Consider the following 24,519-nt stretch of genomic DNA (forward strand, 5'->3'; position numbering starts at 1 on the left):
ACATGGCCAAAACGGATACTTCTACCGCCATCAAACCCAAAGCGTAATAGATAATGATAACGAACTTTGTACGGCTTCGTGATTTTGCCAAACCACATTCACCTACTCTGGAAAATGGAGGAGCCACACAAACGGGAAGATGTACAGCGGGATTTTCTGAAGTACACCTCGCAGCAGATGAAGTTCGTCCTGAAGAAATATCACCATGCTGTGCTCTCCTTCCAGCGTGCCTAATTATTAGCCATTATGGCTCATTCTGCTTACGAATCGCCGGATACCCTCTCCCTTCATGCGCATGAGGGCAAGCGTAATGCCGGCGGCTACGGTGAGGGAGGTGACGTTGATACAGAAGGTAAGCAGGTGCTCCGTCCACTTGTCTCCCTCATCAAAACCGGAGATGATCTTGAGCCCGAACCATGCAGGGTACACTGTGATGTGCGCCGTGGCGGCAAGGCCTATCAGTTCCCTGCGCCCGGCGTCATCCACGGCAGCCAGTCCGGCAGCAATGCCAATCGCGGAAGCCAGGAAAAAGCCGGAGACCGGGGTACCGAACTCCTCCCAGCCGACAGGGGCCTTGGTGAACAGGGCTACGCAAACACCCGCCAGAAAAATCATGACAGTGGTAACAAGTAAAGCTAGCAGCCCCTGCCTCAGGAGACGCCACTCCTTCAGCACAACTCCCAGGCCTGTTGCCAGCATGTGGTGGTGGTAAGGCAGAAACAGAAGGCCAGCTATGATGAGCGGCAGCATGTCTTTTACCATGCCATAGGCAAGCAGCGCAGAGGAAAGAAACACCCTGCCCACCAGGCTTATGGTTATCTTCGTGAACTGCCAGAGTTCCTCGTACACATCTGTCGTAGGCCTGGTGATAGGATATGTTTCCTTTTCTGGAGGCTCGGAGCCGAACAGCGACTCCGGGTGGCGTATAGTAAAGGTATAAGTATCGGGATCGTAGAAGGAAGACTGCATCAGGTTCTCGATAAACTGCTTCGCCTTGGGCGTGGACGTGGCCACTTCCACTACGTCCTGCATCCTCTCTTTGCTGTCGGATAAATATTCCTTGGCCTGGTAAACCGACACATGAGAAACGCCTACCTCCAGTGCCTCCTCCACAACGTCCTTCCCCTCTCCCGCAGGGGCTTTAACAGTTATTAAGCGCATAAGCTCTGTTTTAAAGTTTGCTCCTCCTGCTATCAGCATGGCAGGTGAATCCTTGTATACCCTGCCGCACCGGAAAGGTTAAAAGTGCAGCTGTCTGTAAGGGAGGAGGTTGTATTTCAGAACGTTGAAGAGCTTAATTACTGAAGGGAGAGTGTGCCAACTATCATACCTCCACGGTTTCGTCCCCCAGCACATCGTGCACATACAGCATCTTCACCAGCACCATCACGATAACCATGATCGGGGTGGCAAGTATGAGGCCGAGTGTTCCGGTGAAGATGGCCAGCAGCAGCTGACTTGTGATGATGAGGGCGGGCGGTATCTCCACCATCTTTTTCTGCACCAGCGGGGTGATAATGTTGCTCTCCACTGCCTGTATCCCGACATAGAGTAAAACAACGTAAAGCGCCTGATTGGGCCCCTCCAGTAATGCAATCATCACGGCGGGTATCAGGGCGATGAGCGGCCCGAAGTTCGGAATGAAAGACAGCAGGCCGGCGATTAGCCCCAGCACCAGCGCCATCGGGACACCCAGCAGGGATAGCCCGATGGATGTGAAAACGCCCACCACCAGCATGGAAAAGAGTTTGCCCATTAGCCACTTGTAGAGCGTGGAGCCTAGGGTGTCGAGCACCTCCCGGGCCCTGTCCCGCTTGGGCAGGGGCACAAGCAGGACTATTCCCCGCTTGTAGAGGCCGGGCTGGGCCGTAATAAAGAGCCCTAGGAACAGCACCACATACAGGTCGGCCAGCACGCCGAAGGTGGTAGAGAGCACCCCCAGGCTCTGCTGCAGCCAGGTGCCCCTGTTTTCCAGCAGGCTATCCATTGTAGGAGCTTCGTCTATGAGCTTCCGGCCCCACTTGTAGTTTGCTACTCTATCTCTTAAGTTTGCTGTTGCTTTCGGCAACTCCTCGCTCAGGGCATTCACCTGCTCGCTCACCTGCGGGGCCATTAGCCAGACAGTGGCGGTAATCAGCGCCAGCACCCCAACCGCCACAATAGCCAGCGACCACTTCCCGGACAGGCGAGTGCGGCTGCTCAATGCATAGGCCGTTCCCCTGAAGAACACGGCGAAGAGCACCCCGGCAAAAATCAGCAGCAGCACGCTAAAGGCATTCCAGACAAGTATAATAATGAGCAGCGCGCCTAGCACAATGCCCAACGCCTTCAGGACTTTGCGGGTGAAACTGTCGGGATCTTTACCTGAGGTGGTTCCTGTATTATGGCTTGTTTTGTGGGGGGAGTCGTTCATTAAAGGTTTTTTCATGGTTTATAGGGGAAGCCACAGCGGTATAAGCCGCCGGGCAAAAATGGCTTTCAAAACCACTGTACGTAGCAGCCTCCGGTAAGGCTTCGTGATATCATTTGTTTCTGCCGGTATACACATGCCCCCAAAGCTGCGGATGCTTTTTCTGTCATTTCCGCAACACCAGCTCTACGAGGATTGGGAAATGATCGGAGCCAAAATCCGGGAGCTTCTTAAAGTCGACCACACTGAACTCTCCGGAAACATAGACATGGTCTAACGGCCACCTGAGCACAGGGGATGTAGCGTCGAATGTGTTGTAGAGCCCCCGCCCTATCCGCACATCCCCAAGCCTGCTTTCCATGCCGAACAGGCGGTTAGTTTTAGACCAGGCCACGTCGTTGAAATCTCCTGCCACAACTGAGGGCATTTCATTTCGCGCCACCATCTCCCCCACTTTTAGAAGCGCCACCTCTTCCTCCCCCACATTATCTGGGTATTCACTGGGCTTGGGAGGCACCGGGTGCACGGCATGCAGCATAAAGGAAGAGCCGTCCGGGAGCCTTACCTCAGTGTGTATGGAAGGCACAGCCTGGTGGCTGAGAAACATTACCTCTGTGTTGTTTAGCGGCAGCTTAGAATAAAGGGCCATGCCGTAGGTGTTGTCCTGCGGGTAGAGGACCCGGTGGGGATATATTTCCCGGAGAGGCGCCAGGCGCTCTATCCACCACGCTGTAGTCTCCATGGCCAGTACCACATCCGGGTCTGATTCGTACACTAAGTCGAGGAAAGCCTCCGTCTGGTCATTTTTCATCCAAACGTTAGCCACCAGCAGGCTAAAGCTACGGGCGGGTGTCACAGAGAGGGGTTCAGCAGTCTCTACTGCCTCATCGGCTAAAGGAGTGTAAGGCAGGATGAACCGGGCCTGCAACACAAAAGAAGCCACCAGGCCCAGCACGAACAAAACTGACGGAAGCTCCCAGCCTTTGTTTACAAGCGCAAACAGGACCAGGCAGGCGAACAAGCCGAGAAGTAACTGCACCCGCGGGAAATCCAGCGCCTTAATGTACCAGTACGGCATATTGTACAGCAGGGAAAGCATTGTAGCGAGTATGAGCAGGGTTCCCGCCACCAGCACTAAATAGAAGGTGATTCGTCTTATAGTATGCATGCATCAACATGTTTTCCTAAGTAAAGACGTACGAGAAGGCGAATGGGTTGGGATAGTTCTCCGGCAGCTTCCTTAGGAGGAGCTTCTGGGTATGTCACGTTGAACAGAGACAGCCGAAGCTGCAGCTTTTAACTCACTGCCGCATGTGCTGGAGGTACTGCCTGAACGGCTGCTGAAGCGCCATCGCCTGTTGTTACATTCCACTGTCCTGGGCAGCGATGATCAGGTTCTGCAGTTGCAGCATGTTCAGCTGTACCTGCCGCTCAAAAAAACCAGACGCCCGACAAGGCAAAGAAGCTTTGCTTTGAAGTAGCAGAGCCGGATAGCATCATGTTTTATAGTTCTTGAAGCTGAAGCTGAATGCGGTTTTCAAGGGTCGCGCAGTTGCCTGTTCCACAGCTTTATGGAGTGTTCTTGCTGTGATTTACTTTCACGCCTGAAGGAAATTTTTGCGGTGTGGTGGTCGGGCCGAAGACATTTATTTTTCCATCTTTCACTTCCATGCGGTCAATGAAAACCACCCTCTCGTCTCCTGTTTTGGTCGTTCTTCCGTGGTAGACAATAAACATTTCTTTGCCGTCCGGAGAGTATGTGATACTGTTGTGCCCGGTGCCCGTTACCACACCGCCTTCGTCAGAGTTTTTCTGCAGCACCGGGTTATTGGCTGCTTTTTTATAAGGACCCAAAGGCGAAGCTGCTGTGGCGTACCCAACGGCATAGTGCTGTCCACCAAAATAGTTGGCCGAGTACATCATGTAATACGTGCCTTCTTTTTTAAACGTGACAGAGCCCTCCGTCCAGCGGCGGTTCACTTCGCGGGCTGTTACAGAGCGGCTTTCCCATTCTGTCTGCTTATCGCTGAGGCCAACAGGCGGCCGAAGCAACAAAACCGGTAGGCCAATGACGCCGGAAAAATCAGGTTTGAGTTCAACGCCATATACCCAACTTTCTTCAATTTCCTTGAACCAGCCTTTTTCCTGGGCCCAATCCGCTACCTGGCTCTCCACCGGGTGTTTGTAGGCCGCACGTGAATAATATAAATAAACTCTGCCATTGGTATCAAAATACACATTGGCATCAATAATGGGGTAGCCAGGGTCAAAAACCGGCTTGTCCGCCATATCTATGAAAGGCCCGGTAGGCTTATCGGCTACTGCCACCCCGATGCGGAAATTCTCTTCTTCATTTGTAGGGTTTACCTTCCATTGTGCACTGTAAAACATGTAAAACTTTCCGTTCAGCTCATACACTTCAGGTGCCCAGTACGCACCGCCCCAACCGGCATTGGAGTCGCTCCAGCCATTTTTGTTGTCGTGAAAGTATACCTGCCCCTCAGGCTGCCAGTTCACAAGGTCTTTTGATGAATAAGCGGCAAAGCCCTTTTCCGCTCCGCCGCCCGTACCATACATATAATACGTATCCCCGCTGTACAACACGTAAGGGTCACCAAACTCTATGTTCAGGGGGTTTGAAAAGGTGGTGTTGGACGTATCAACGCGCTGTGTTGTCTGGGCCTTCACAGGGTGAAAAGACACTGCAGAAAGAAAGAAAAACAAAAGGAAGATATTTTTCATTGTAAGGATTGCACTTCTTAAGTATAAAATCAGGCGTATCATCCTTCGCAGCACCATGGGTATACCTTCGATGATATTCCGCACAGGGTTCAACCAAAAATCCGGAGAGAACACATCTGACATAGTGCTAGAGAGGATGTTAGCGAACGATAGTTGAAGCAAATTACGAATAATTCTGAGAATAGCGTAGCCTGCCATGGGCAACAAAATCACCAATAGGAAGGATCCCACACCACCTAAGGTACAGGTGGCGCACACGGCGGTTCTTTAAAGATAGCATAATTGCTAAACCAACATAAATGGAGTTAGATTAACGCGTTTTTTTTGAGCATATAGATAGTGGAAAATACTTCTTCAAAATTAGACCATTCAGAAGTCCTTTTTTATTTCCTGTATTGCCCTAACTCTTTCTTATGTTAAATTTCACGATTAAAGAGGTAATTATGAATGGATTGGTGTGAATGATGGCCATTTCCTGAACCTATTCTTATCATCTGGATTTATAGCACCTGCATTGGAAACGTCTTGCAAAATGTTAACTTAAGGTGCATTAGACCAAACCTATTTATACTTTGCCATGACTTCATTACCTACAAGCCGCCGTAACGCCCTGAAAGTATTGGGTGCATCCGCTGGCATGTCCTTGCTGCCCGGAGCGGTTGGGGCGGCCACAACTGCAAAACCTGCTGCCAAAGCAAACTTTATCTACTGCCTCAACATGAGCACGATAAAAGGCCACAAGCTGGGGTTTGTGAAGGAACTTGAAATAGCCTCTCAAGCTGGTTTCCGCTCTGTTGAGATCTGGATGGATTCCCTGCAGGCGTACCTGGAGGGTGGCGGCACGCTGCCTGAGGCGCGGAAGCGGCTGGATAACCTCGGCCTTAAAGTGGAAAATGCCATCGGTTTTGCCCAGTGGGTTGTTGACGACGACACTGCCCGAATGAAGGGAATGGAGCTGCTAAAGCGGGAAATGGAAATGCTAGCTCAATTGGGTTGCCACCGTACGGCCGCGCCGCCCGTTGGGGCTACGCAAGACCCGGGTCTCGATTTGAAAAGGGCTGCCGAACGCTACCGCGCCATTCTGGAGTTGGGCGAGCAAACAGGCGTAGTGCCGCAGCTCGAGTTATGGGGTTTCTCCCAGAACCTGAGCCGCCTGAGCGAAGTGATGTACGTGGCAATTGAAAGCGGCCATCCCTCCGCCAGGGTGCTGCTCGATGTGTACCACCTCTACCGGGGCGGTTCCAGCGTGGACAGCCTGCCACTGGTGGGCAAAGCGGCCATAGAGGTTTTCCATGTGAATGACTACCCGGCTAACACGCCTTCCGCTACTATTACAGATGCGGACCGTGTGTATACAGGAGACGGCGTCGCGCCGCTCAGCCGCATTCTGCAATACATCCATAATCCGGAAAAGCCAGTGGTGCTTTCCCTGGAGGTATTCAACAAAGATTATTACGCCCAGGATCCGCTTAAAGTGGCTCAGGCTGGTTTAGTTAAAATGAAATCCATGACCCGCAGCATGTGATTCGATGGTGAATCATAGTATTTGAAGAAGTATTCCTGCTGTACACCCTACAGCAGGAATACTTCTTCACTGCCTTTCCACGCGCTGTCTGGACTATCCCCAGGTACACTCCGACTTTTCTGACCGACAAATCTACGTCCAGCTGAATCTTACTGGGAGGTCAGAGGCCAAACTAAATGCTAAAAACATAACAGTTATAAACTATTTACCTTCTAATTATTCTTTTACCTTTGCAGGTCTAAAAGTATAAGATATATAAGCAACATACTATTTTATGCTGAAGGAAATAAAAAATGTCTTTGTAAGGACATATTATAGAATAGAATATAAGAGCAGGACGCATATAGTGGAAGCTACCTGGTATGGTACTGCCACGAAGCAGGATTTGAAGCAAGCGATTATTGCCGGTTTAGAGGTACATGAGCGCACCAGTTGTGCCTACAGGTTAAATGACAACACAGATTTCTCGGGTCCATGGGCTGACTCGGTAACATGGATAGCGGAGGAGTGGCTACCACGTGCCTATGCATCAGGCATCCGGTATTTAGCGCATATAGCTCGCCCGGGTTCTTTCGGTGAATCAGCGGGAGAGGCAGTGCTCAGTAGTAAAATTAGTTCCCAGATAGAGGTCGGCCTTTTTACAAGCAGAGCAGTTGCCATCGACTGGCTGCTTGCGAAACAAAGAGAAAATGATTATACCCCATAAGGTATAACCTGCCTTCGCCAGTATCGCTAAAGGGGGGGCACAGTAATTCTTTCCCCTCACCCGGGCAATTAGTGCAGAAAGTCCTGTGAACTCCTCATCAGCTATCTTCTGATTCTATAAGCATTCTTTTGCAGTTTCAACTTTATACCAGCTCTTATACTGTACATTACTTTTTCGCCTCCAGAAAAGAAATCAGGTCACGCAGGTCACTTACTGTGAGACGTGCTTCAAGACCTTCAGGCATCAGGGAAGACTTTATCATGCCGTAATCCAGAATTTCCTTTTTCGGGAAAGACACAAATCCTGCTGTATGGGTGTATAGCTTTATACTGTTGCCGCCTATATCTATCTGCCGCCCCTGGTGCACTTTGCCATCTTTAAGCTTGATAAACCAGCCCTGGTATTCTGGGGTAACCTCTTCTGAGGGTCGCAAAATAGAAGATACCAACTGCGAACGGGATTTAGATAAACCGACATTCGTCAGGTCAGGCCCCAGGTCTCCTCCCCGCCCCTGCACGGCATGACAGGAAGCACAAGCCGATTGCTGCGAGTAGAACACCCTGCGGCCTCGTTGGGGATTGCCACCAGCAGCCAGCTCGTGCTCCCACTCCTGGAGTGACGACGGGCGGGCAGGAAGCGGGGCCTTTGCATTGGAAGGCGATAGCGCCAGCGCAAACTGCTGCTGCAGGGGCTCTTCCTTGACTTCAATTGAAGCTTTAAAATTTGACTGCAATGCCTGACGGAATTCTTCAGAAGACAAGCGGGCACGGAGATACCGGGCAGCCTCGATCTGAACATCCGGTTCTGCGTCCTGAAGCAGAGGCACTACCTTCGCCGACAGGTCTACAGGCTGCCGGGTCAGAGAGAGCAATGCCTCTGCCCGTATGGTGGTTGGGTTGGAAGGTGTTAAAGCCAGCTGCAACAGGCGCTCCGCCCCCTCTTCGTTCGGCACACTGGCCAGCGCCCGCACTGCCTCCAAACGCAACTGCGCATCGTTGCCTGCAGCGAGGAGAGACGTAAGCAACCGGACCTGCTCTGCCGGCTTTTCAAGGTGCCTGATGGCCATCGCCCGCAGCTCAGGCGGCCTGGATTTGTCGGAAATAAAATTTTGAATAAACTGGTCCGGCAAGGGTCGCTTGATGGATTTTGCGTAAGGCTCTGTTTTATTTCGGTAAGATTGGATAAAAGCGGATGAAAGGTGCTTCACAGTTTCCAGATATGTTTCAAACAGGTCCGGCGACACCGGGTTAATTGCCAAGGCCCGGTTAATGTCAGGTCGCAGTGCTGTCATACCTTCCTGCCCAACCCACAGCAGCGCCCTCTGGCGCACCCGCACATCCGGGTCAGACAGCAGCCGTTTCACAATCGGCTCCACATCCTGTTGGCCGGACCGGTGAAGTGCTATCATGGCTCCTAACCGTACGTCCGGGTCGGGGCTGGCTGTTGCCTCCAACACCTGCTGCTGATAAGCGGGTCGAGTCAGCACATGCGTAGCGGCGTGCCGCAGGAAAGGGTCCTCTGACTGCAGTGCCTTCATGAGCTGTTTTCCGTCGGCAGGTGAGGTTGCAGCGTAAATTTTGCGCAGCGGCTCACCAACATTGTTCTGTAAGGGAGAAGCATATGGCTGATGCGGTTTCGTAACTTTCACATCTGGTCGGGCGGCTAATTTCCAGATACGACCCCTCCCGTGGTTAGGGTAGTCCCTGAGCACCCAATCTGTAAAATAAACGGTTCCTTTGCTGTCTGTGGCGAAGGCAACCGGCCTGAACTCATGGTCGCCCTCGACAATAACTTGTGTACTGCCTGTTACAGACACTCCTTTGGGTGCAAGGTTAACACGCACCACCCGGCTCTCTTCCCAGATTGACGCCAGCACCTGCCCCTGGTAATCCTGCGGAAGAGCAGCCTGGCTCGCGTCAAGCAAGCCGGAAGGTGCCTCTCCCAGTCCCACAGCATAAGGCAGCGTTCCCGGAAGCTCCCCGTTCCAGGCCAGGTAAGGGTGAATGCCGCTACCGCCGTAGAGCGACTTATAGCCGTAGTCACCGCCCGGCACCACATGCACCAGCCTGTTTGGCCCCCGGCTGTCAGGGTCGTTGTCTACGGTTAGCAGCCGCCCCTTCTCGTCAAATTTGAGGTCTACAGGGTTCCAGAACCCTGTGGCCACTTCTTCAAGCTTAGAGCCGTCCGGGCGTGCCCGCACGATATTTCCACCATCACCATAGCCGCTTACATAAGAATTATCAGTACCCACCATTTTCTAGGGTGCACTGCCCGTATTTCCCCGCGATACATACATCCAGTTATCCGCAGAAAAGGTGATGCCCAGCAGAGCAGCATGGGCATACACATAATCCGGCTCGGCTAAGTGCAACACCTTCACCTGCTCCTCGCTCACTCCGTCACCGTCCCGGTCATACACTGCATAAACAGCCTTGGATGTCACGACGTACAGGTGCCCTTCCGGAGAAAAAGCGATGTTGACGCCTTCCTTAAAGCCTTCAGCGAAAACGGAGCTTTTCTCTGGGTGGCCGTCCCGGTTCTGGTCCACGAAAATCTTGATTCTGTCACCATCAGGTCCAGCATAATCCTTTGGCGGCAGGTGCGTGTGTGATTCCAGCACAAAAACCCGGTCTAGGCTATCAACGGCAATACCGATTGGGGTGACAATATCGGGATTCTCGGCAAACAGCGTCAACGCAAGGCGGTCATCTAAAACGCGCGGCCTATCCAGCACATCAGTTTCAGAAGCATTTTCGAAGCTGCATAAGGGCATCAAGCCGGCGATAAGCAAGCTAAGAATAAGCAATATACTGGAGAACCGGTATGAAAAGTTTGTGGTGTCAGGCATGGTATAAATGATTTGTACAGGCTACTGATGCAAACTTGAAAAAGAAAAATGCTCACACACTGAACAAGGTGTCGATGCAAAAGAATGTACCTGGCAGAACGTTGAGACAGGTAAAACCGCTACCGTTCGTATTTCTGAAAAAGCTGGTAAACTCTTCTCAGATCTTCTTCTAGGGTTAAATGGCTTATTGGAGGTGCCATTTCAATCAGCAGGTAGCCGCTGTATCCGTGAGCCAGCATCTTTTCCACCACTCCGGCATTGTCCGTTACCCCTTCCCCATACCGCACCACCTTGTGAACTCCTTTCCGCTCCGTATCCTTCAGGTCAATGTGGAGTATCTTCGAATTAAACCGATCTACCACTTCCATCAGGTCCACATTCGCGCCGTCAAAGTGTGCGTTGTCCATGCACATGCCTACATTGGGAGAGGAAATGGCACTGAAAATTTCATCGTAATCTGCTATGTTCTCCAGGTTGTTGTTGGCGTGGTTCTCCAACAGAATCAGCATGTCCATTTCCTCGGCGGCAGGTGCAATCTCTTTTAACACCTGAATGATAGCCTCCAACCCACCGTCTTTCCCTCGCCCGGCTCCGGTGAACTTTACCCGCCTGCACCCCAGCTGCCGGGCGGCCTCCATGTTCCAGATCTTGTGGGTTACATCTTTGATGATATTGCCCGAGGCGCCAAAGGAACTGCCCTGCACGCAAACTGGTTTAAGGTCATGCTGTTGGCAGCGTTCTTTGATGCTGCGTATACCTGCAGGGGTAAGATTACGGGCGTACCAGCAATTAAACTCCACGTTTTTGAAAGGGAGTTTGGGGATGATGGCGAAGGCCGGTTCAAAATTCATATCCCCAAAGCCATCGCAGGTAATGGTGGCGATGGCAAGTTCCACTTTCTTTCTGCTCTCTCTCAGAGGCACGGCTGCTTGGGCCACGACAGATCCTGCCACACACAGACCTGCCATACCCAGGCTGGCGGTCTTCAGAAAATCTCTTCGGGTTTCTTCTTTCTTCATAAGCTAAAATCTATTTCTGAACCTTAAGTTATGGGCGCTGCAAAGGGAGGCCTTCGTTTTTATTCCTTGTCTCGTAAGGCCACCAGATAAGAAGGCTTTTTAAGGACAACACCCTTGCTTTTGTGACGTTAGTTTGATAGTATTTATCTTAGAAACATGCAAGTGTTTACCAAATTGCTATGTTAAATTAAAAAAAATCTATTTAATCTTACTGTTTCTAAGCCTTCACTGATGACTTTATCTCTTTTTTGCTCCCGTTTATTATGTTTTGTATATAAACAAAAAGAGATGTCGTTGAAACCCTAAGGAGCAAGTGTGGTCAAGAATTGAGGTACATTTATAAATTCTTGGTCATATCCTAAACAAAATTATGTTGTATGGGCAGAGTTTTGTCCTAATCTTGTTTCTTCGAGCGATTTAACATAAAAGCATCTCGCAACATCTCCTTTTACCGCTTACGCTAAAGGTGGAGCCTTCCTATTGAACATTAGACGAGTTATTAAACAGCCTTACTTTCTCCAGTTTTTATAAAATAGAAGAGGCTCCCTAAGATGGGGAGCCTCTTCTATTTTCAGCATATGAACTTCTTAATGCTAGTGACGCTATTTCTTATACACCCGGTATAACCTTCCCTGGTCAGTAACCGCATATAAGGCGCCATCTTTGCCCTGGGTGATGTCACGAAACCGCTGCTTCTCACTTTCCAGCAGTCTTTCTTCGCCCACCACCTTATTATCTTCTATCACAAGCCTTGCAATGTGCATGCCGCTAAGCCCACCAATAAAAAGATTGTTGTTCCATTCCGGTATGCTGTCGCTGCTGTAAAAAGTCATCCCGCTGGGAGAGATACTTGGATCCCAGTAATAAACCGGCTGTTCAAGCCCTTCTTTCTGCGTTATGCCCTCCCCTACTTTCCCGCCGCCGTACTCAATCCCGTACGTGATGGTTGGCCAGCCATAATTTTTGCCGGCTTCAATTCTGTTGAGCTCATCGCCGCCCCTGGGGCCAAATTCATTCTCCCAGAGATCCCCTGTTTCCGGGTGAAAGGCAAGCCCCTGCACATTCCGGTGACCATAGGAATAAATTTCCGGCTTAGCACCTGCCTCCCCTTCAAACGGGTTACCACCCACGGGTTCTCCCGCTTTGGTAATCCGGATAATTTTTCCCAGGCTGGAATCAAGGTGCTGCGCCTGCGGCCGGGTAACCGTGTCCGAGCGCTCTCCGGTGCTGATGATGAGATTGTCCTCCTTGTCAAAAAGGATCCTTCCTCCGTAATGCAGTGTGCCATCGTAAGCCGGAGTGGCGCGGTATATGACAGTCGCCCCCTCTATCTTTTTTTCGTCTGCAGAAAGCTTTCCTTTGGCTACGGAGGTTAAATTACCTTCAGGTAGCGGCTCTGAGAAAACCCAGTAAACCATTCTGTTCTGTTCAAAATCAGGATCAAGCCTGATGCCGAGCAGGCCTCCCTGCCCCTCAGCATTTACTTTCGGAATGCCGGTGATGGGGGCACTTAGCTCCCCTGATAAAGAGGCTATACGCATGGTGCCGGCTTTTTCGGTAATAATTAGCCTGCCATCGGGCATACTGGTTAAACCCCATGGCTTTTCGAGTCCGTCCGTCAGCACCTTTCCTTCATACGCGGTGGTTGATTTTACTCCGGCGGCCCTGGTCTGAGCCGGAAAGGCCGGTTGGTAGGCAGTGTTGGGTTCTTTGGTTTCTACCGGTGGAGCTGCCACGGTAGGAGCTGCACCCCCGCTTTGGTCAGTTTGGAATTGCTCCGAGGTATTATCTCCGCAGGAGGCCAGGGTAAGCAGAAGTCCTGCCGCCATTGTCAGCCTCGTTTTCGTCATTGGTTCTTTTATCATGTTTTTATAAAGCATACTTTTAAAGGTTGTGTTCATACGGTAAAACTAATAAAGGGCTGCTTCAATCCATATTGTTTCGTCTTCCTGTTTTTCTTAGAACCAAAACCTACGCCCCTCCGATAGAGGGTTTCATGCATGCGAATGGGTGTTTTCCTGAATACGCTTGCTGAAGTTTGATCATCGGTGCCTGTAGCCGCCTCAGCATACGGTACGCCTGCCCCAGGTGGGCAGCTTAATTATACTTCAGGGTTTTCCCGCCTGGGTGGTGCTGCCTTGGTTTAGAGGTTTTTCCCCACGACAAGCTTGTCTCCCGAATCATCTACTTCAAAGAATTGAGGAATACGGATGTAGCGCCCGCTTTTATCTTCTTTGTGGCTGTGCACCAACATGAGCAGTTTACCTTCGAAAGTGCGGAACATCATGCCGTGACCATAGTCGGGCGGTGTTATCGGCTCTTTTTCATGCACCCAGGGGCCGTCTAATGTACCGCTCTCAGAATAGGCCACGCCTTGCGTATAGACGTTGTGAACCCAGCTTGTCCACAACATTCCCAATTTACCGGTTTGAGTGTAGAACAGCCAGGGACCATCGGTTACTTTATTTGGAATGACATTGCCTGCTTCGTCGCGCTCCTTGCTCCAGGGAGATTCGCTTGCACGGAAAAGCATCTTCCCTTCGCCTACAGAGCCACTCAGGTCCGGTTTTAATTCTATCTTTTCTATCGTGCCGTTCCAGTTTTGCAGCCATTCATAACAGTACACCATATAAGGTTTTCCGTCTTTCTCCACCCAGAACGTGCCGTCTAAAGTGGGTTTGTCTGCAGGCAGGTATACGGAGTCCTGCATGGGAACATAAGGCCCGTCGGGTTTGTCGCTGACTAATATATGACTGGCACGGCGCTCAATGACATTCCCCCGCACCGTATCGATTTTCACATCCCGGTTGGTGAAGGTGGCGAAATAGTAGTATTTGCCCTTGTACTGATGCAGTTCTGCGGCCCAAATCATCGGGTTCTCTCCCATCCACGAGTCTGGGTCTGTCTTGGCCACATTATACGGGCCGGTCCATTTCTTCAGGTCCTTGCTTTTCCACAGCATCCCTCCTGTTCCTGTCATGTAATACAACGCTGTTTTTTTGTCAGCCATGATAAAAGGGTCGCTCAGGCGAATGGAATCCAAGGGCACATCCTTTCTTATCACCGGCTCCCTGTTTTGTGAGAAAACCGGGGCCAGGTTGAGGACGATGAGGGCTAGTAGAAACAACACTCGTTTATATTCCATTGTGTTATAATTACTTATGTATGTGAAGTTTCAATTTCTGTTTTCTCCAATAAACGTTGCATCAGCTTTCTGGAATCGCAAGGCTTTACTGGATACTTTACTCAGGTAGCCACAGCCTGGTTGTACAAGGGCTGTTTCTCTGCCGCCACTCGCCCAGCCGTCCGGGGTCTACGCCCGGCTGAGCGGCTACCTTTTTTACCGATTTCCCAATACAGGAGAGGCCAATGGCCATTCGTTTGAAGGTGGCATCGAATACATGTCTTCCATCATAGTCAGATTTAATACTTTAATTAATCTAACTATTAAAGCCTTCAGTCAAATGTAGCAAGTTCAGCCTGTAAACATGTACTTAACAGGCCGCTCCGCTGGAGTTAAAAAATAGTAAGACTTTTTTTCAATCAACAGGTTGTCCCGCTGGGACTTTTGCATAATGCCAGTTGTTAACTATAAAGCTGTAAAGGTATCACCGGCCAAGACGAAGATGACTGTGAAAGACCATCTCAGGCATGAAAGTCTAAAGGAGGTGCTGACTGATGTAATGACTCTAAAGAGAGGTAAGATTGGTGAGATTATAGGTAAATTTTCGGAATCGGAAACAAAGTGAGTGTGGAAAGTAAAGAATGGGAACTTACCAAAGAACATCAACGCAGAAACCATTCCGGTACCCGGCGGCGCTTTAACTATATTGGACTACGAAAAGCTGAAAGGCTGTAACTTTACCTCAAAACAAAAGGAGCCTCTCATGCAGAGAAGCTCCTTTTGTTTTACTAAAGCAAAGTGTGTTATTCAAGTGTTACAGCTCCCAGATCTACAATCTGATTCTGCGTTACGCTTACGTTTTCTACAGTCTTATTGTGTGCGTCTCCCTCTGTATAAAACTTAACAGTATAGATACCTGCCGGCACACCTTTCACCAGGAAATCACCGCTCTCGTTGGCAAAGCCACCTATCGTATCGTTCGCAGCAGAAATCACGTAAATTCCCGGCATGTACTCAGCCGGTGTAACCGTTCCTTTTATGCCTCCGGCAACCGCATGTGTTATGGTGCGCACCACCGGCTTCAGGTTGTACTGTCCGTTGCCTCTGGCTACTACTGACTTGGCTGCATCAAAATCCAGCAGCAGGACATATGTTACATCACTCTCCAGTTCTGCATTAATTTCCAGCTTCACCCCCGACTGCTGCCCACTTGGCGTCACGAGCGGTGTAACAGTGCCATCCTTCAGCTTTAAAGAGTTGTTCTGGCCCAGGATAAGTCTTATTTGGGAAATTTTTCCGGCTGGCAGGGTAGAGCTGGCTAAAAGCGTGTCTTTACCGTTTGCAAAGTCGAGCAGGTTGTAAACACCAGGGTTTATCTCATCCAGTGTTATCCAGCCAGACTCGTCCCCCTCAACCTCTTTGTGTACCTGCACCGACTGCACATCCACGTTCACTTCCTCATAGTCACCTGGTGAATCTGTCATTCTAACTTCCATTTTAGCAGTACCTGTGCTGTCATTGTCACTGTCGCAGGCGCTGAACCATACAAGGCAGCTTAACATAAGGGGGATAAGGTGTTTTCTTTTCATGATATTTAAATGTTTAAGTTATATGACAAATATCATACATGAAGATGAAGACAAGATGAAGAAACAATATATTTTAATATTTGTATTTATTAAACCTTAGGAGGCGCTGTAATCAAAAGACTTGAGAGGGACAAGGAGGAGCTTTCCTGAAAGCAATCAAGGTGATACTTTATTTTTTGTTATTCCAGAGGCTTACTATGAAGAATACAATCTCTGAATCAGAAATAAAATCAAGGATTTTTAAACAAAAAGGAGAAACAAGTACCACTGCCAGGTTGGGATGTAACAGACAGCAGGATGTTATGAAACTTTGCCACTGTCTCTACAATGGGTAATCCTAAACCATAGCTCTCTCCGTCCGGGACCTGCAGGCGTTTAAAGCGGTTGAAAATGTTGGGTAGCTGATCTTCCGGCATTCCAACGCCCGTGTCCGTTACGCTTAGTGTATAGCCCCCATCCGTGTTTCGTCCCACTATAGATACAGTTCCCCCTGGCTTGTTATACTTAATGGCATTGTTCACCACGTTAAAAAGCATGGTAAAAAGCAGGGAATAGTTGGCTTTCCATGTCATGTCCTCCGTAACGTTCAGGTCCAAAGTCAAACGTTTTGCCTCTACTCGCTCTTCAATCTCTTCTGCGACATCCTTAGCCAGTGTCTTCATGCTCACCTCCTCATTTTTGAGGTATTGCTCATTTTCAATGCGTGAAATAAGGAGCAAAGCGTGTATAATGCTCTTCAGGCGGTACAGGGTTTTCTGGCTCTCCACCAGTTTTACCAGCATCTCCTCAGGCATGGCCGGATCAGTAAGCAGGTTCTCCAGCTTGGTCTGTAAAATAGAAACAGGCGTCAGAAGCTCATGCGACACATTTCCGATAAATTCCTTCTCTTTCAGAAACGCCTCCTTTATCTGCACCATCATGCTATTAATGGTATCATTGAGGTATACAAAGTCGGTGGTAGTAGTGCCAAGTTTGACTGGCTTAAAGGAATCCGGATGGCCGATGCGCTGCAGGCGCCAGATAATGAGGGTGAGCGGACGCAGAAGAATCTTCACAAAAGCCAGCTCGATAAAGACGGTGAGGAGCACAATAGCCACAAGAAAGTAAATGGCATACTGTTGCATCGTGTCGCTTGTCTCGCGTATAGTGGACAGGCTGCGCCCAATTTCCAGCAGGTAAGTACCTCCTTCTACCTCAAAGGCAAGACTCAGCACACGGTACTCTAGTACCTCGTTTTCAACTTTGCGGTAGCTGTTTTCTATCCTGTTATCTATCTGTGGGGCGGCAATCGGTTCTAAGGAAATAAACTCTTCCTTCAGCAGATTATAGCTGCCGTACATGTCATCCGTTTCATTGCTTATAAACGATTCTATGCCCCTTTCCTCGATAATATCAAACACCTGCTCTTTCTTTTCGAGCAGGCGTTTATCGGTATTGTGCAAGGCCACCCTGTGTATAAGAGGCGGCAGCAGGATAACCAGCAGCAACAAGATAACAACTTTAGAAACCGCGCTGGAGAGGGTAAGCTTTGACTGTAGCCGCATCTTATATGCTTAATCTGTAGCCTACACCCCGCACTGTTTCCAGCCAATCATTCGGAACATAGGCCGCCAGCTTTTTACGCAGGTTCTTAACGTGCACATCAATATAATTGGAGTCATAATCATCTTCCAGTACATTTCCCCAGATGTGCTCCGTTAGCTGCAGACGTGTAAGAATCCTGTTCTTATGCAGCAGCAGGTAGTGCAGCAAATCAAACTCCTTTTTGGTTAGGGATATTTCCGAAGAATCATAGCTTACGCGTCTGGAACTGCTGTCTATCTCTAAGCCATGCAGTGTCAGAACAGAAGACTTCACATTGAATTTACGGCGCAGGATGGCCTGCATGCGTACCTGCAGTTCCAGAAGGGAAAACGGTTTCGGGAGGTAGTCGTCTGCCCCGCGGCTTAAGCCCTCTATGCGGTCTTCCACGGTACCGCGGGCGGTAAGTATAATAATAGCTGGCTGGTGCTCCAGTTCTCTCGCCTCGTTAAGTAAGTCTAACCCATGATAATCCGGCAATCCCAGGTCAAGCAGGATGAAATCATACCTGTTAACGGCAATTTTCTCAGAAGCCGCCCTGCCTGTGTGGGCGATGTCACAGCGGTAGTGTTCTTTCGTTAAAAAGTGCTCCAGTTCTGACGCCAGGCTTTTCTCATCCTCTACAATCAATATATGCATGGGTGCTTGAGTAAGTAAAAACTAAAAGGTGTAGCTTATGTTAAAAGAGTAAAAAGACTGTGCTTCCGACTCGTCGCCTTCTATCTGATTTACCGGAATAGAATACCTGTATGCAGGCTCTAGCTCATAGCTTCCAAGATATATAACCACAGGTAACTTAAAGTCATAGTTCAGGACATTGAACCTGCTGACAGATTCCGTTGAGGTGGTGGTTGTGGTGCCACTGTTGTTTGTCCCTGGGTCTAAAATGCCTCCAGGTGCTTTGCCTTTACCGGGCTTACCACCTCCACCACTACCATTCCTTGTAATAGTGTGGGTTTCGTAAAAATGCTGTGTACCAGCTGTTATGGTAGCCTTTGGATCTATGCCAATCACACGCCTCCCGTTCCAAAGGGGGTTGAGCGGAATAAACCTGGAGTTTTCCAGTACCGTAAATACGTCCTGGTTATCTCCAAATACATAGCTGGTGGTTAAACCGGTATAAAGTATTCCCCAATCCAGTGCACCCTTAACCGAAAGTACATTAGAGGTTGCAGCCTTTACCAACGGGGTGTTTTCACCAAAGATGAAGCGGGAGTAGCTAATGTTGGTCTCCACCAGAGCCCGAATTTTAAAACTATAGCCCAAAGATACATCTGTTTCATCTACATAACTCTCTGTATCGAACAACTTATAGGATGTTACCGACGCCCAAAGACCTGTACGGTGCAGGTACGTAACAGACGCTGCTGCATAGGGAAAGCGTTGTGCGGTGTTGCGGCCAAAGAAGGATGAATTATTAGCTACTTCGGCCCCAATTGTCCACCAGTCCTTTTTTGCTTTTGCAGTATCCACCCCCGCTGTTGTGTCAGCCAAGGCTAACGCCACCGGTTTGGCTGTGATCAGGGCAGGAGCTAAAAGCAGCCACCCAAACAACATAAAGTAAATTCTAAGTTGGTTCATACGCAAAAGCAGCAGTCTGTACCCAATGGCCATACTGCTGAATTATTAATGTAAGGTATTCTATTAATTGCGAAGCTTTACTCTGTTGTTCACTTTAACTGCACCACCAACCTGTACAGGACGTGCAGAGGCTCCATTTGTATTTACTTTTGCAGGTTTGGCTGCTCCGTTTGCGGCTCCCCTGGCTGCTGCACCCATTTTTCTTGCGTTAACTGCACCTGCGGCACGGGCAGCACCCGCAGCACGTGAAGCACCTCCTCTGCGCACAGCCGGTTTCACTTTTACAGCCTCCGCAACATTTTCTTCTACCTTGGCAGGTTTTTCTTTTTGGTTTGTGGTAGCCACTTCTTTTACTTCCTGGCCTCTCTCCTGCCCCTGAGTTGGTGTGCCCTGCACTACTGCTGCTACGGCGGCACCATGCGTCTCTGCTTTCTTTACCTGGCCGTTTACTTCAGCCTCCGCCCGATTAGTTGCCCTGTTACTTTCTTCTTTGCTGACCTTTGCCCTGGCCGCTGCAGCAGCTTCTGCCTGCTGAGCAACAGAGGCAGTTCCCCCACCTTCCTGTTCAGTTTTTTGGCCGTCTGCTATACTGGAGACTTCTGCTTTTTTTGCTAATCCGGCACCTGCATGGCTATCATTATCAAAAGCTACTTCACTTACGCCTTTTGCATCTGCGGCTGTGCTTTTCGCTACCCCGGCCACTGACTGTCCTTTGTTTTCTGACTTTGTTTTGTCTTCATGCGCTCTAGATGCCGCTGTATGCACCGTTGCTTTGGCAGTTATTGCAATTGTGTTAGTCTGAGCAAGAGCAAGGGTCACAGATAAAAAGGCAACGGATAGAGATGTTAATTTTTTCATTGTCTCAAAGGGTTATATGTGTTGATGTACCAAAGCTATATAGTCAAGATGAAGAGAAAATGAAGAAACGCTTTTTTAGTATATTTTACTTTGAAAATAAGTGGTGCTAACGAACAGTGCTTATATTTGATGCCTCTTTTAACAGCCCTCCTATTAAAAGAGGCATCAAATATAAGGTTATCAATATTATTCAAATATAATACTTTAAATATATCTGTCTACTAATGCATTAGATAAAATGTAATAAATCTAACATGGCGGCTGTTTGATTATTCCATAAATAATCGCTTATCTTTGAACACACCTTTACTTCTTACACAGATGGTCCTGTTTAACAACAGTCTTATAAGATTAGATTATAACCCGGCTACCGATATCATGGAGGTAGAGTACCCTGACCTGCATGACTACCTTCTCCCCGAGATAAAGCGCAGTGTAGACATCTTGCTGGATACTGTTAAGAACTATGACGTGAAGCGGCTCCTGCTCGATTCTACCAGAACAATTATCTCCGTTGGGGATGTGGAGAGCCGGGAAATTGCCACTTATCTTGCTGCGGGGCTGGCGAGAACCCGGGTGCAGAAGGTGGCACGGGTACAGTCACCAAGCGCCACTGTGGAGAATACAGCGCAGCAAAACATCAGGCACATCAGCCAGGTACAGGCACTGCCTTTTAAATTAGAGAATTTCAGCAGCAAGGCACTTGCCTTAGAATGGCTCGGAGGAAAAGCTTAAAAGATTCCTCAGTTAAGGCAGCAAGCGCTCTACAGCGCTATTAACAAAAACATCGGCAACAACAGGATAAGATTATTCCGCTGTAAGTGACGCTGCGAAGGGAGGCAACCAGACAAGGGTGTTTTTCCGCTGTAACAAGCAATGCACTAGTAGATGATGCTCCGCAGTTTGTTCTTTGTGAGCGGCTTGTGCAGGAATGTTGCCGCCAGTTGATTCTTGCCCCGCTCTATCTCCCTCGGGTTCTGGCTGGCTGTGAGCAGCACAATCCTCGTGTCGATTAGATTCACAAGCCCTAGCCTTCCGAGTTCTTCAAGAAACGCAAAGCCATTCATAACGGGCATGTCGATATCGAGCAGGATAAGTTGGGGAAGCCTTGCCTTTTCCTTTGCTTCTTTCAGTATTGCCAAAGCATCCCGCCCGTTCTGTGCGGTAAGGATACGGAAGTTACTGTCCATGCCACTGAGCAGGCGCTTCGTCAAAAAGACGCTGGTTGCGTCATCATCAATAATCAGAATGCTTTCAATTGGCTCCATAAAGTCGGGGGGTGCTGCTGTTATACCAGCTAGCTCATATATCTATAAGTTGTGAAGTTACCTGGTGTAACTTATGTGCACAAAGCAAAAGTACGTACATTCACTACAAATAACACGTATTTTAAAGTCACCTTCTGTTCTCCCTCTCCTTCAGGCAAACAAATACCTGTGCATCTCTGGGGGCTGGAGTATTTACTAAACATAAATAACTAGTGGCAGTATAAAAACACTACAAAGTAAGCCACCAGATTCAATATCAACTTCAGTAGACACCCTTCATGAAAGGCAATAACACACTCGGCAGTTTCTTCATAGAGCAGGTCGCCCAACAGTTCGGACAGGTGTATTTCAGCTATGACACCATCAGCAGCGCATTCACCTATATAGCCCCTGCGTTCGAACAACTCTGGGGGATAAAGCCTGAAAACGTGACCAGCCCCACTGCTTTGCTGTCTTACATCCACGCAGATGACCGGGAGTTCCTGACCCACCAGTGCCAGAAGCTGCTGCTGACCCGTGAGCAGGCACAAGCCGAGTTCAGAATCGTGCAGCCTGACCAGCGCACCAAGTGGATAGGACTCTCCGTCTGCTTCCTGCGCAGCGAGAAGGGCAGCCAGCACCTGATAGGGGGATATGCGGAGGACATCACGGCAGACAAAGAGTACACCCATAATATCCTGAAGTACAACAACAAAAAGAACTCCACCTTAGAAATACTTTCCCACGACCTGGCTGCCCCCTTCGCCAACATTCAGAGTGCCATCCATGCCCTCGAAGAGCAGGTGGCCCCGGAAGACCCGGACACCCGTAAATTAATTGACTTCATCAGGCAGGATGCCATCAAGGGCTCTGACATGATTCGGGATTTTGTGGACCAGGAGTTCCTGGAGTCTTCCCAGGTGGTGCTGCACAAAGAGCAGACGGATATAGCCAACAACATATCCATTATGGTGGACAACTACATAGAGCGGGAAAAACTGGTAAACAAACATTTCAAGCTCATATCGCCAGAGAAGCCCGTCTACATTTATGTAGACATGATGAAATTTATGCAGGTGATGAACAACCTTGTCTCCAACGCCATCAAGTTTACGCACGACAACGGCAGCATTACCGTGTCGGTGGAAGACAGTGAAGACCACGTGCTGCTGACGGTGGCTGACGATGGCATCGGCATTCCACCCAAAGTGCATCCCTATCTGTTCGACAGGTTCACGAAAGCACGCAGGGCAGGTTTGCGGGGAGAGAAAACGACAGGGCTTGGCATGTCCATCATCCAGACCATCGTGGAACTGCACGGAGGAAAGATAACCTTCGAGAGCCAGGAAAATGTCGGCACGACCTTCTACATCAGGATGCCGAAAGACTAGCCGCTTTGGTGCCACCGGCTATTATATGATGCTTTGGAGTGTTTCTTTGGTGAGCGGCTTGTGGAGAAAAGCGACTGCCGAACTCTTCGCTGCCTTTTCCCTGTCCCAGGGGCTTTGGGAACTGCTGAGCAGAACAATCTTAGTGTCAGTGAGGTTTAGGTTTAGCTTATCCAGTTCTTCCATAAAAGTAAAGCCATCCATCTCCGGCATTCTGATGTCCAGCAGGATAAGCTGCGGAAGCCGCCCCTGCGCAGCAGCCTCTCTGATATGCGCCAACCCCTCTACTCCATTATAAGCAATATCTACCTGCTTTTCTATTCCCACACTGCTAAGCAGTCGCTTTGTCAGGAAAATAATGTTTGCATCGTCATCTATGACCAAGACTCTCTCAACTTGCTTCATTTAACTCAGGTGCACTAAATTATGAAAATGTTTAAATAGTTATACGCATTTATCCAGAATTTGGAGGGGCAAAAGGATGCAATGGCAGCGGTGAAAGGGGTTTACTGTTGCCCCTTTAAAAAAACCTTGAAGGTGGTGCCGTTACCCAACATGCTCTCCACCTCAATCTTCCCTCCTGCGTCCTCCACCATTCGCTTCACGATGAAAAGGCCCAATCCTGTTCCTTCCACATCATCTCTCAATCTGGTGTTTCGCTCAAATATCACTTCCTTCTTATCTTCCTTTATGCCTACCCCGTTGTCGCTGACGGAGAGCAGCGTGTAAGCACCTGACTTCTCGGTTTTGATGCTTATCGCTGGCGCTCTGTCTGGTGCTTTGTACTTGATGGCATTGCTCAGAAGGTTGTAGATGATGCTCCTTACATTCTTGCGGGAAAGGTTTATCTCGGTTTCACTTATTTCACAATTAACCTGCGCCTCCGTTTCATGTATCCTGTCTTTCAAGGCAATTTGGGCGTCTTCTATCAGATTCTCAAAGTTCACCCGCTCTGCCTCCCTGGCGAAATCGGTGTCACTTTCCCTTATGTCTGAGAGTTCCACGACCGTGCTTTGGAGGTTGTCCACAGACAAACTCAGCATGTTCAATAGCTGCTGTGTGTCTTCTTCACTGCCGGATATTTCCAACAAAATGTTAACCAGACCCTTTATGTTGGAAAGAGGGCCTTTTATGTCATGAGATATACTATAGATGATGTTCTCATACCTCTTGTTGAGCTTCTCATACCCCCGCAGCACCTCTATGCGGTCGTTAATGTCAATGAAGGTGATGATGACGCCGTTGGTTCTGTTCTCTTTCCTGATGATATAGGGCAGGATGTTCATCTGGTACCACCTTTTGTCGGTCGTCTGGATGTCTTTTTCCAAGTTCTTGCTGCTTCCAATGACTTCTTTAATGTTTTCGATGATAGTCGGAAAGCGGATGTTACTGGACACTTCGTCTATGTGATTGCCCAGGTCAGCCGGGGATAGATGGAAATGCGTCATGGCGGGAGGCGTGAACTTGCGCAGTATCATGTCGGCATCGACAAAAAGCTGTGGTATGACCGTATTGCTGAAATAGTTCTCCAACTCATCGTTCAGCTTTATAAGTTTTTGATGTCCTTCTGTCTTTTTGGATAATTGCCCCATGGGTAATGGTTCTGTTAGGGTAGTTTTAACATACAAAAATAAGCAAATAAAGCAGTTTTTCTATTTTGGATTTACTGTAAGTTGAATTTCTTTGCTCTCTGGAACTACCGAACATAAGTGCCGATAGACACAACCTGAGAGTCTGTAAAAACGGTAAAGCAAACTCCCTTGTGGCATGATTCACATCGATGAACGGCTTCAACAGAATGGGAAAGCACAACCTGAAATTGCTGTGTTTTACTGAAAAGCTAATATTTAGATTAGTATACTAATTTGTATAAAAATTAGAAAATAAAAAGTATATTCTGC

At 48.9% G+C, this 24,519-nt stretch carries 22 protein-coding genes; 5 read left to right on the forward strand and 17 right to left on the reverse strand.

The window, feature by feature from the left end; translation table 11 throughout:
- The first annotated feature begins 84 nt into the window (after positions 1-84).
- Entirely contained in the window at positions 85-234 is a 150-nt protein-coding gene (locus tag E1919_RS27475; RefSeq protein WP_237143994.1) for a hypothetical protein, read from the forward strand.
- A 3-nt stretch (positions 235-237) separates the two neighbouring features.
- Here the strand turns inward: E1919_RS27475 and E1919_RS04560 are convergent, their stop codons facing one another.
- The 4 genes from E1919_RS04560 to E1919_RS04575 all read right to left on the reverse strand — a co-directional run bounded on the left by E1919_RS04560 (position 238) and on the right by E1919_RS04575 (position 5,152).
- Positions 238-1,161 (reverse strand): DUF389 domain-containing protein, encoded by a 924-nt coding sequence (locus tag E1919_RS04560; protein ID WP_162052163.1) that lies wholly within the window; start codon positions 1,159-1,161, stop codon positions 238-240.
- A gap of 163 nt (positions 1,162-1,324) precedes the next feature.
- Positions 1,325-2,428, reverse strand: a complete 1,104-nt coding sequence (locus E1919_RS04565) for an AI-2E family transporter (protein ID WP_237143995.1) — start codon at positions 2,426-2,428, stop codon at positions 1,325-1,327.
- Positions 2,429-2,576: 148 nt separating this feature from the next.
- Entirely contained in the window at positions 2,577-3,578 is a 1,002-nt protein-coding gene (locus E1919_RS04570; RefSeq protein ID WP_162052164.1) for an endonuclease/exonuclease/phosphatase family protein, read from the reverse strand.
- Between the two features lie 401 nt (positions 3,579-3,979).
- Positions 3,980-5,152 (reverse strand): glycoside hydrolase family 43 protein, encoded by a 1,173-nt coding sequence (locus E1919_RS04575; RefSeq protein ID WP_162052165.1) that lies wholly within the window; start codon positions 5,150-5,152, stop codon positions 3,980-3,982.
- Positions 5,153-5,729: 577 nt separating this feature from the next.
- Here E1919_RS04575 and E1919_RS04580 point away from each other — a divergent pair.
- Together E1919_RS04580 and E1919_RS04585 are read left to right on the forward strand one after the other, a co-directional pair.
- Positions 5,730-6,677, forward strand: coding sequence for a sugar phosphate isomerase/epimerase family protein (locus tag E1919_RS04580; RefSeq protein ID WP_162052166.1), 948 nt, complete (start codon positions 5,730-5,732; stop codon positions 6,675-6,677).
- Between the two features lie 274 nt (positions 6,678-6,951).
- Positions 6,952-7,383 carry a hypothetical protein gene (locus E1919_RS04585; protein WP_162052168.1) on the forward strand — a complete coding sequence of 144 codons (432 nt, stop codon included), beginning with the start codon at positions 6,952-6,954 and terminating at the stop codon, positions 7,381-7,383.
- A 166-nt stretch (positions 7,384-7,549) separates the two neighbouring features.
- Here E1919_RS04585 and E1919_RS04590 read toward each other — a convergent pair whose 3' ends face one another.
- The 10 genes from E1919_RS04590 to E1919_RS04630 all read right to left on the reverse strand — a co-directional run bounded on the left by E1919_RS04590 (position 7,550) and on the right by E1919_RS04630 (position 19,983).
- Positions 7,550-9,637, reverse strand: coding sequence for a HEAT repeat domain-containing protein (locus E1919_RS04590; protein WP_237143996.1), 2,088 nt, complete (start codon positions 9,635-9,637; stop codon positions 7,550-7,552).
- A 3-nt stretch (positions 9,638-9,640) separates the two neighbouring features.
- Complete coding sequence (locus E1919_RS27480) at positions 9,641-10,231, reverse strand: DUF7133 domain-containing protein (RefSeq protein WP_237143998.1); 591 nt, start codon at positions 10,229-10,231, stop codon at positions 9,641-9,643.
- A 119-nt stretch (positions 10,232-10,350) separates the two neighbouring features.
- Positions 10,351-11,250 carry a sugar phosphate isomerase/epimerase family protein gene (locus E1919_RS04595; protein WP_162052170.1) on the reverse strand — a complete coding sequence of 300 codons (900 nt, stop codon included), beginning with the start codon at positions 11,248-11,250 and terminating at the stop codon, positions 10,351-10,353.
- Between the two features lie 602 nt (positions 11,251-11,852).
- On the reverse strand, positions 11,853-13,115 hold the full coding sequence (locus tag E1919_RS04600; protein WP_237143999.1) for a PQQ-dependent sugar dehydrogenase: 1,263 nt from the start codon (positions 13,113-13,115) through the stop codon (positions 11,853-11,855).
- Positions 13,116-13,393: 278 nt separating this feature from the next.
- The gene (locus E1919_RS04605) at positions 13,394-14,395 is read right to left on the reverse strand and encodes a glycoside hydrolase family 43 protein (RefSeq protein ID WP_162052172.1); all 1,002 of its coding nucleotides are present in this window, start codon (positions 14,393-14,395) and stop codon (positions 13,394-13,396) included.
- 782 nt (positions 14,396-15,177) lie between these two features.
- The gene (locus tag E1919_RS04610; protein ID WP_237144000.1) at positions 15,178-15,963 is read right to left on the reverse strand and encodes a DUF4382 domain-containing protein; all 786 of its coding nucleotides are present in this window, start codon (positions 15,961-15,963) and stop codon (positions 15,178-15,180) included.
- A gap of 230 nt (positions 15,964-16,193) precedes the next feature.
- Positions 16,194-17,507, reverse strand: coding sequence for a sensor histidine kinase (locus E1919_RS04615; RefSeq protein WP_162052173.1), 1,314 nt, complete (start codon positions 17,505-17,507; stop codon positions 16,194-16,196).
- A gap of 1 nt (position 17,508) precedes the next feature.
- Entirely contained in the window at positions 17,509-18,183 is a 675-nt protein-coding gene (locus tag E1919_RS04620; RefSeq protein ID WP_162052174.1) for a response regulator transcription factor, read from the reverse strand.
- A 21-nt stretch (positions 18,184-18,204) separates the two neighbouring features.
- Positions 18,205-19,125, reverse strand: coding sequence for a hypothetical protein (locus E1919_RS04625; protein WP_162052176.1), 921 nt, complete (start codon positions 19,123-19,125; stop codon positions 18,205-18,207).
- A 63-nt stretch (positions 19,126-19,188) separates the two neighbouring features.
- A complete protein-coding gene (locus E1919_RS04630) occupies positions 19,189-19,983 on the reverse strand; it encodes a hypothetical protein (protein ID WP_162052177.1) in 795 nt (264 codons plus the stop codon).
- Between the two features lie 321 nt (positions 19,984-20,304).
- Here E1919_RS04630 and E1919_RS04635 point away from each other — a divergent pair, with 321 nt between their 5' ends.
- Complete coding sequence (locus E1919_RS04635) at positions 20,305-20,718, forward strand: hypothetical protein (protein WP_162052178.1); 414 nt, start codon at positions 20,305-20,307, stop codon at positions 20,716-20,718.
- 146 nt (positions 20,719-20,864) lie between these two features.
- Here the strand turns inward: E1919_RS04635 and E1919_RS04640 are convergent, their stop codons facing one another.
- Positions 20,865-21,251 (reverse strand): response regulator, encoded by a 387-nt coding sequence (locus E1919_RS04640; protein WP_162052180.1) that lies wholly within the window; start codon positions 21,249-21,251, stop codon positions 20,865-20,867.
- 278 nt (positions 21,252-21,529) lie between these two features.
- Here E1919_RS04640 and E1919_RS04645 point away from each other — a divergent pair, with 278 nt between their 5' ends.
- Positions 21,530-22,621, forward strand: a complete 1,092-nt coding sequence (locus E1919_RS04645) for a PAS domain-containing sensor histidine kinase (RefSeq protein ID WP_162052182.1) — start codon at positions 21,530-21,532, stop codon at positions 22,619-22,621.
- Positions 22,622-22,642: 21 nt separating this feature from the next.
- Here E1919_RS04645 and E1919_RS04650 read toward each other — a convergent pair whose 3' ends face one another.
- Both E1919_RS04650 and E1919_RS04655 read right to left on the reverse strand, forming a co-directional pair.
- Complete coding sequence (locus E1919_RS04650) at positions 22,643-23,023, reverse strand: response regulator (RefSeq protein WP_162052183.1); 381 nt, start codon at positions 23,021-23,023, stop codon at positions 22,643-22,645.
- A 101-nt stretch (positions 23,024-23,124) separates the two neighbouring features.
- Complete coding sequence (locus E1919_RS04655) at positions 23,125-24,210, reverse strand: sensor histidine kinase (RefSeq protein WP_162052184.1); 1,086 nt, start codon at positions 24,208-24,210, stop codon at positions 23,125-23,127.
- Positions 24,211-24,519: the final 309 nt, after the last annotated feature.

Source organism: Pontibacter pamirensis, assembly GCF_010015475.1.
Classification (GTDB): domain Bacteria; phylum Bacteroidota; class Bacteroidia; order Cytophagales; family Hymenobacteraceae; genus Pontibacter; species Pontibacter pamirensis.

Bases quoted from the DNA above. Each gene is read 5' to 3' on its own strand.
- E1919_RS04560 (WP_162052163.1), bottom strand. From the start codon at position 1,161: ATGCGCTTAATAACTGTTAAAGCCCCTGCGGGAGAGGGGAAGGACGTT.
- E1919_RS04565 (WP_237143995.1), bottom strand. From the start codon at position 2,428: ATGAAAAAACCTTTAATGAACGACTCCCCCCACAAAACAAGCCATAAT.
- E1919_RS04570 (WP_162052164.1), bottom strand. From the start codon at position 3,578: ATGCATACTATAAGACGAATCACCTTCTATTTAGTGCTGGTGGCGGGA.
- E1919_RS04575 (WP_162052165.1), bottom strand. From the start codon at position 5,152: ATGAAAAATATCTTCCTTTTGTTTTTCTTTCTTTCTGCAGTGTCTTTT.
- E1919_RS04580 (WP_162052166.1), top strand. From the start codon at position 5,730: ATGACTTCATTACCTACAAGCCGCCGTAACGCCCTGAAAGTATTGGGT.
- E1919_RS04585 (WP_162052168.1), top strand. From the start codon at position 6,952: ATGCTGAAGGAAATAAAAAATGTCTTTGTAAGGACATATTATAGAATA.
- E1919_RS04590 (WP_237143996.1), bottom strand. From the start codon at position 9,637: ATGGTGGGTACTGATAATTCTTATGTAAGCGGCTATGGTGATGGTGGA.
- E1919_RS27480 (WP_237143998.1), bottom strand. From the start codon at position 10,231: ATGCCTGACACCACAAACTTTTCATACCGGTTCTCCAGTATATTGCTT.
- E1919_RS04595 (WP_162052170.1), bottom strand. From the start codon at position 11,250: ATGAAGAAAGAAGAAACCCGAAGAGATTTTCTGAAGACCGCCAGCCTG.
- E1919_RS04600 (WP_237143999.1), bottom strand. From the start codon at position 13,115: ATGATAAAAGAACCAATGACGAAAACGAGGCTGACAATGGCGGCAGGA.
- E1919_RS04605 (WP_162052172.1), bottom strand. From the start codon at position 14,395: ATGGAATATAAACGAGTGTTGTTTCTACTAGCCCTCATCGTCCTCAAC.
- E1919_RS04610 (WP_237144000.1), bottom strand. From the start codon at position 15,963: ATGAAAAGAAAACACCTTATCCCCCTTATGTTAAGCTGCCTTGTATGG.
- E1919_RS04615 (WP_162052173.1), bottom strand. From the start codon at position 17,507: ATGCGGCTACAGTCAAAGCTTACCCTCTCCAGCGCGGTTTCTAAAGTT.
- E1919_RS04620 (WP_162052174.1), bottom strand. From the start codon at position 18,183: ATGCATATATTGATTGTAGAGGATGAGAAAAGCCTGGCGTCAGAACTG.
- E1919_RS04625 (WP_162052176.1), bottom strand. From the start codon at position 19,125: ATGAACCAACTTAGAATTTACTTTATGTTGTTTGGGTGGCTGCTTTTA.
- E1919_RS04630 (WP_162052177.1), bottom strand. From the start codon at position 19,983: ATGAAAAAATTAACATCTCTATCCGTTGCCTTTTTATCTGTGACCCTT.
- E1919_RS04635 (WP_162052178.1), top strand. From the start codon at position 20,305: ATGGTCCTGTTTAACAACAGTCTTATAAGATTAGATTATAACCCGGCT.
- E1919_RS04640 (WP_162052180.1), bottom strand. From the start codon at position 21,251: ATGGAGCCAATTGAAAGCATTCTGATTATTGATGATGACGCAACCAGC.
- E1919_RS04645 (WP_162052182.1), top strand. From the start codon at position 21,530: ATGAAAGGCAATAACACACTCGGCAGTTTCTTCATAGAGCAGGTCGCC.
- E1919_RS04650 (WP_162052183.1), bottom strand. From the start codon at position 23,023: ATGAAGCAAGTTGAGAGAGTCTTGGTCATAGATGACGATGCAAACATT.
- E1919_RS04655 (WP_162052184.1), bottom strand. From the start codon at position 24,210: ATGGGGCAATTATCCAAAAAGACAGAAGGACATCAAAAACTTATAAAG.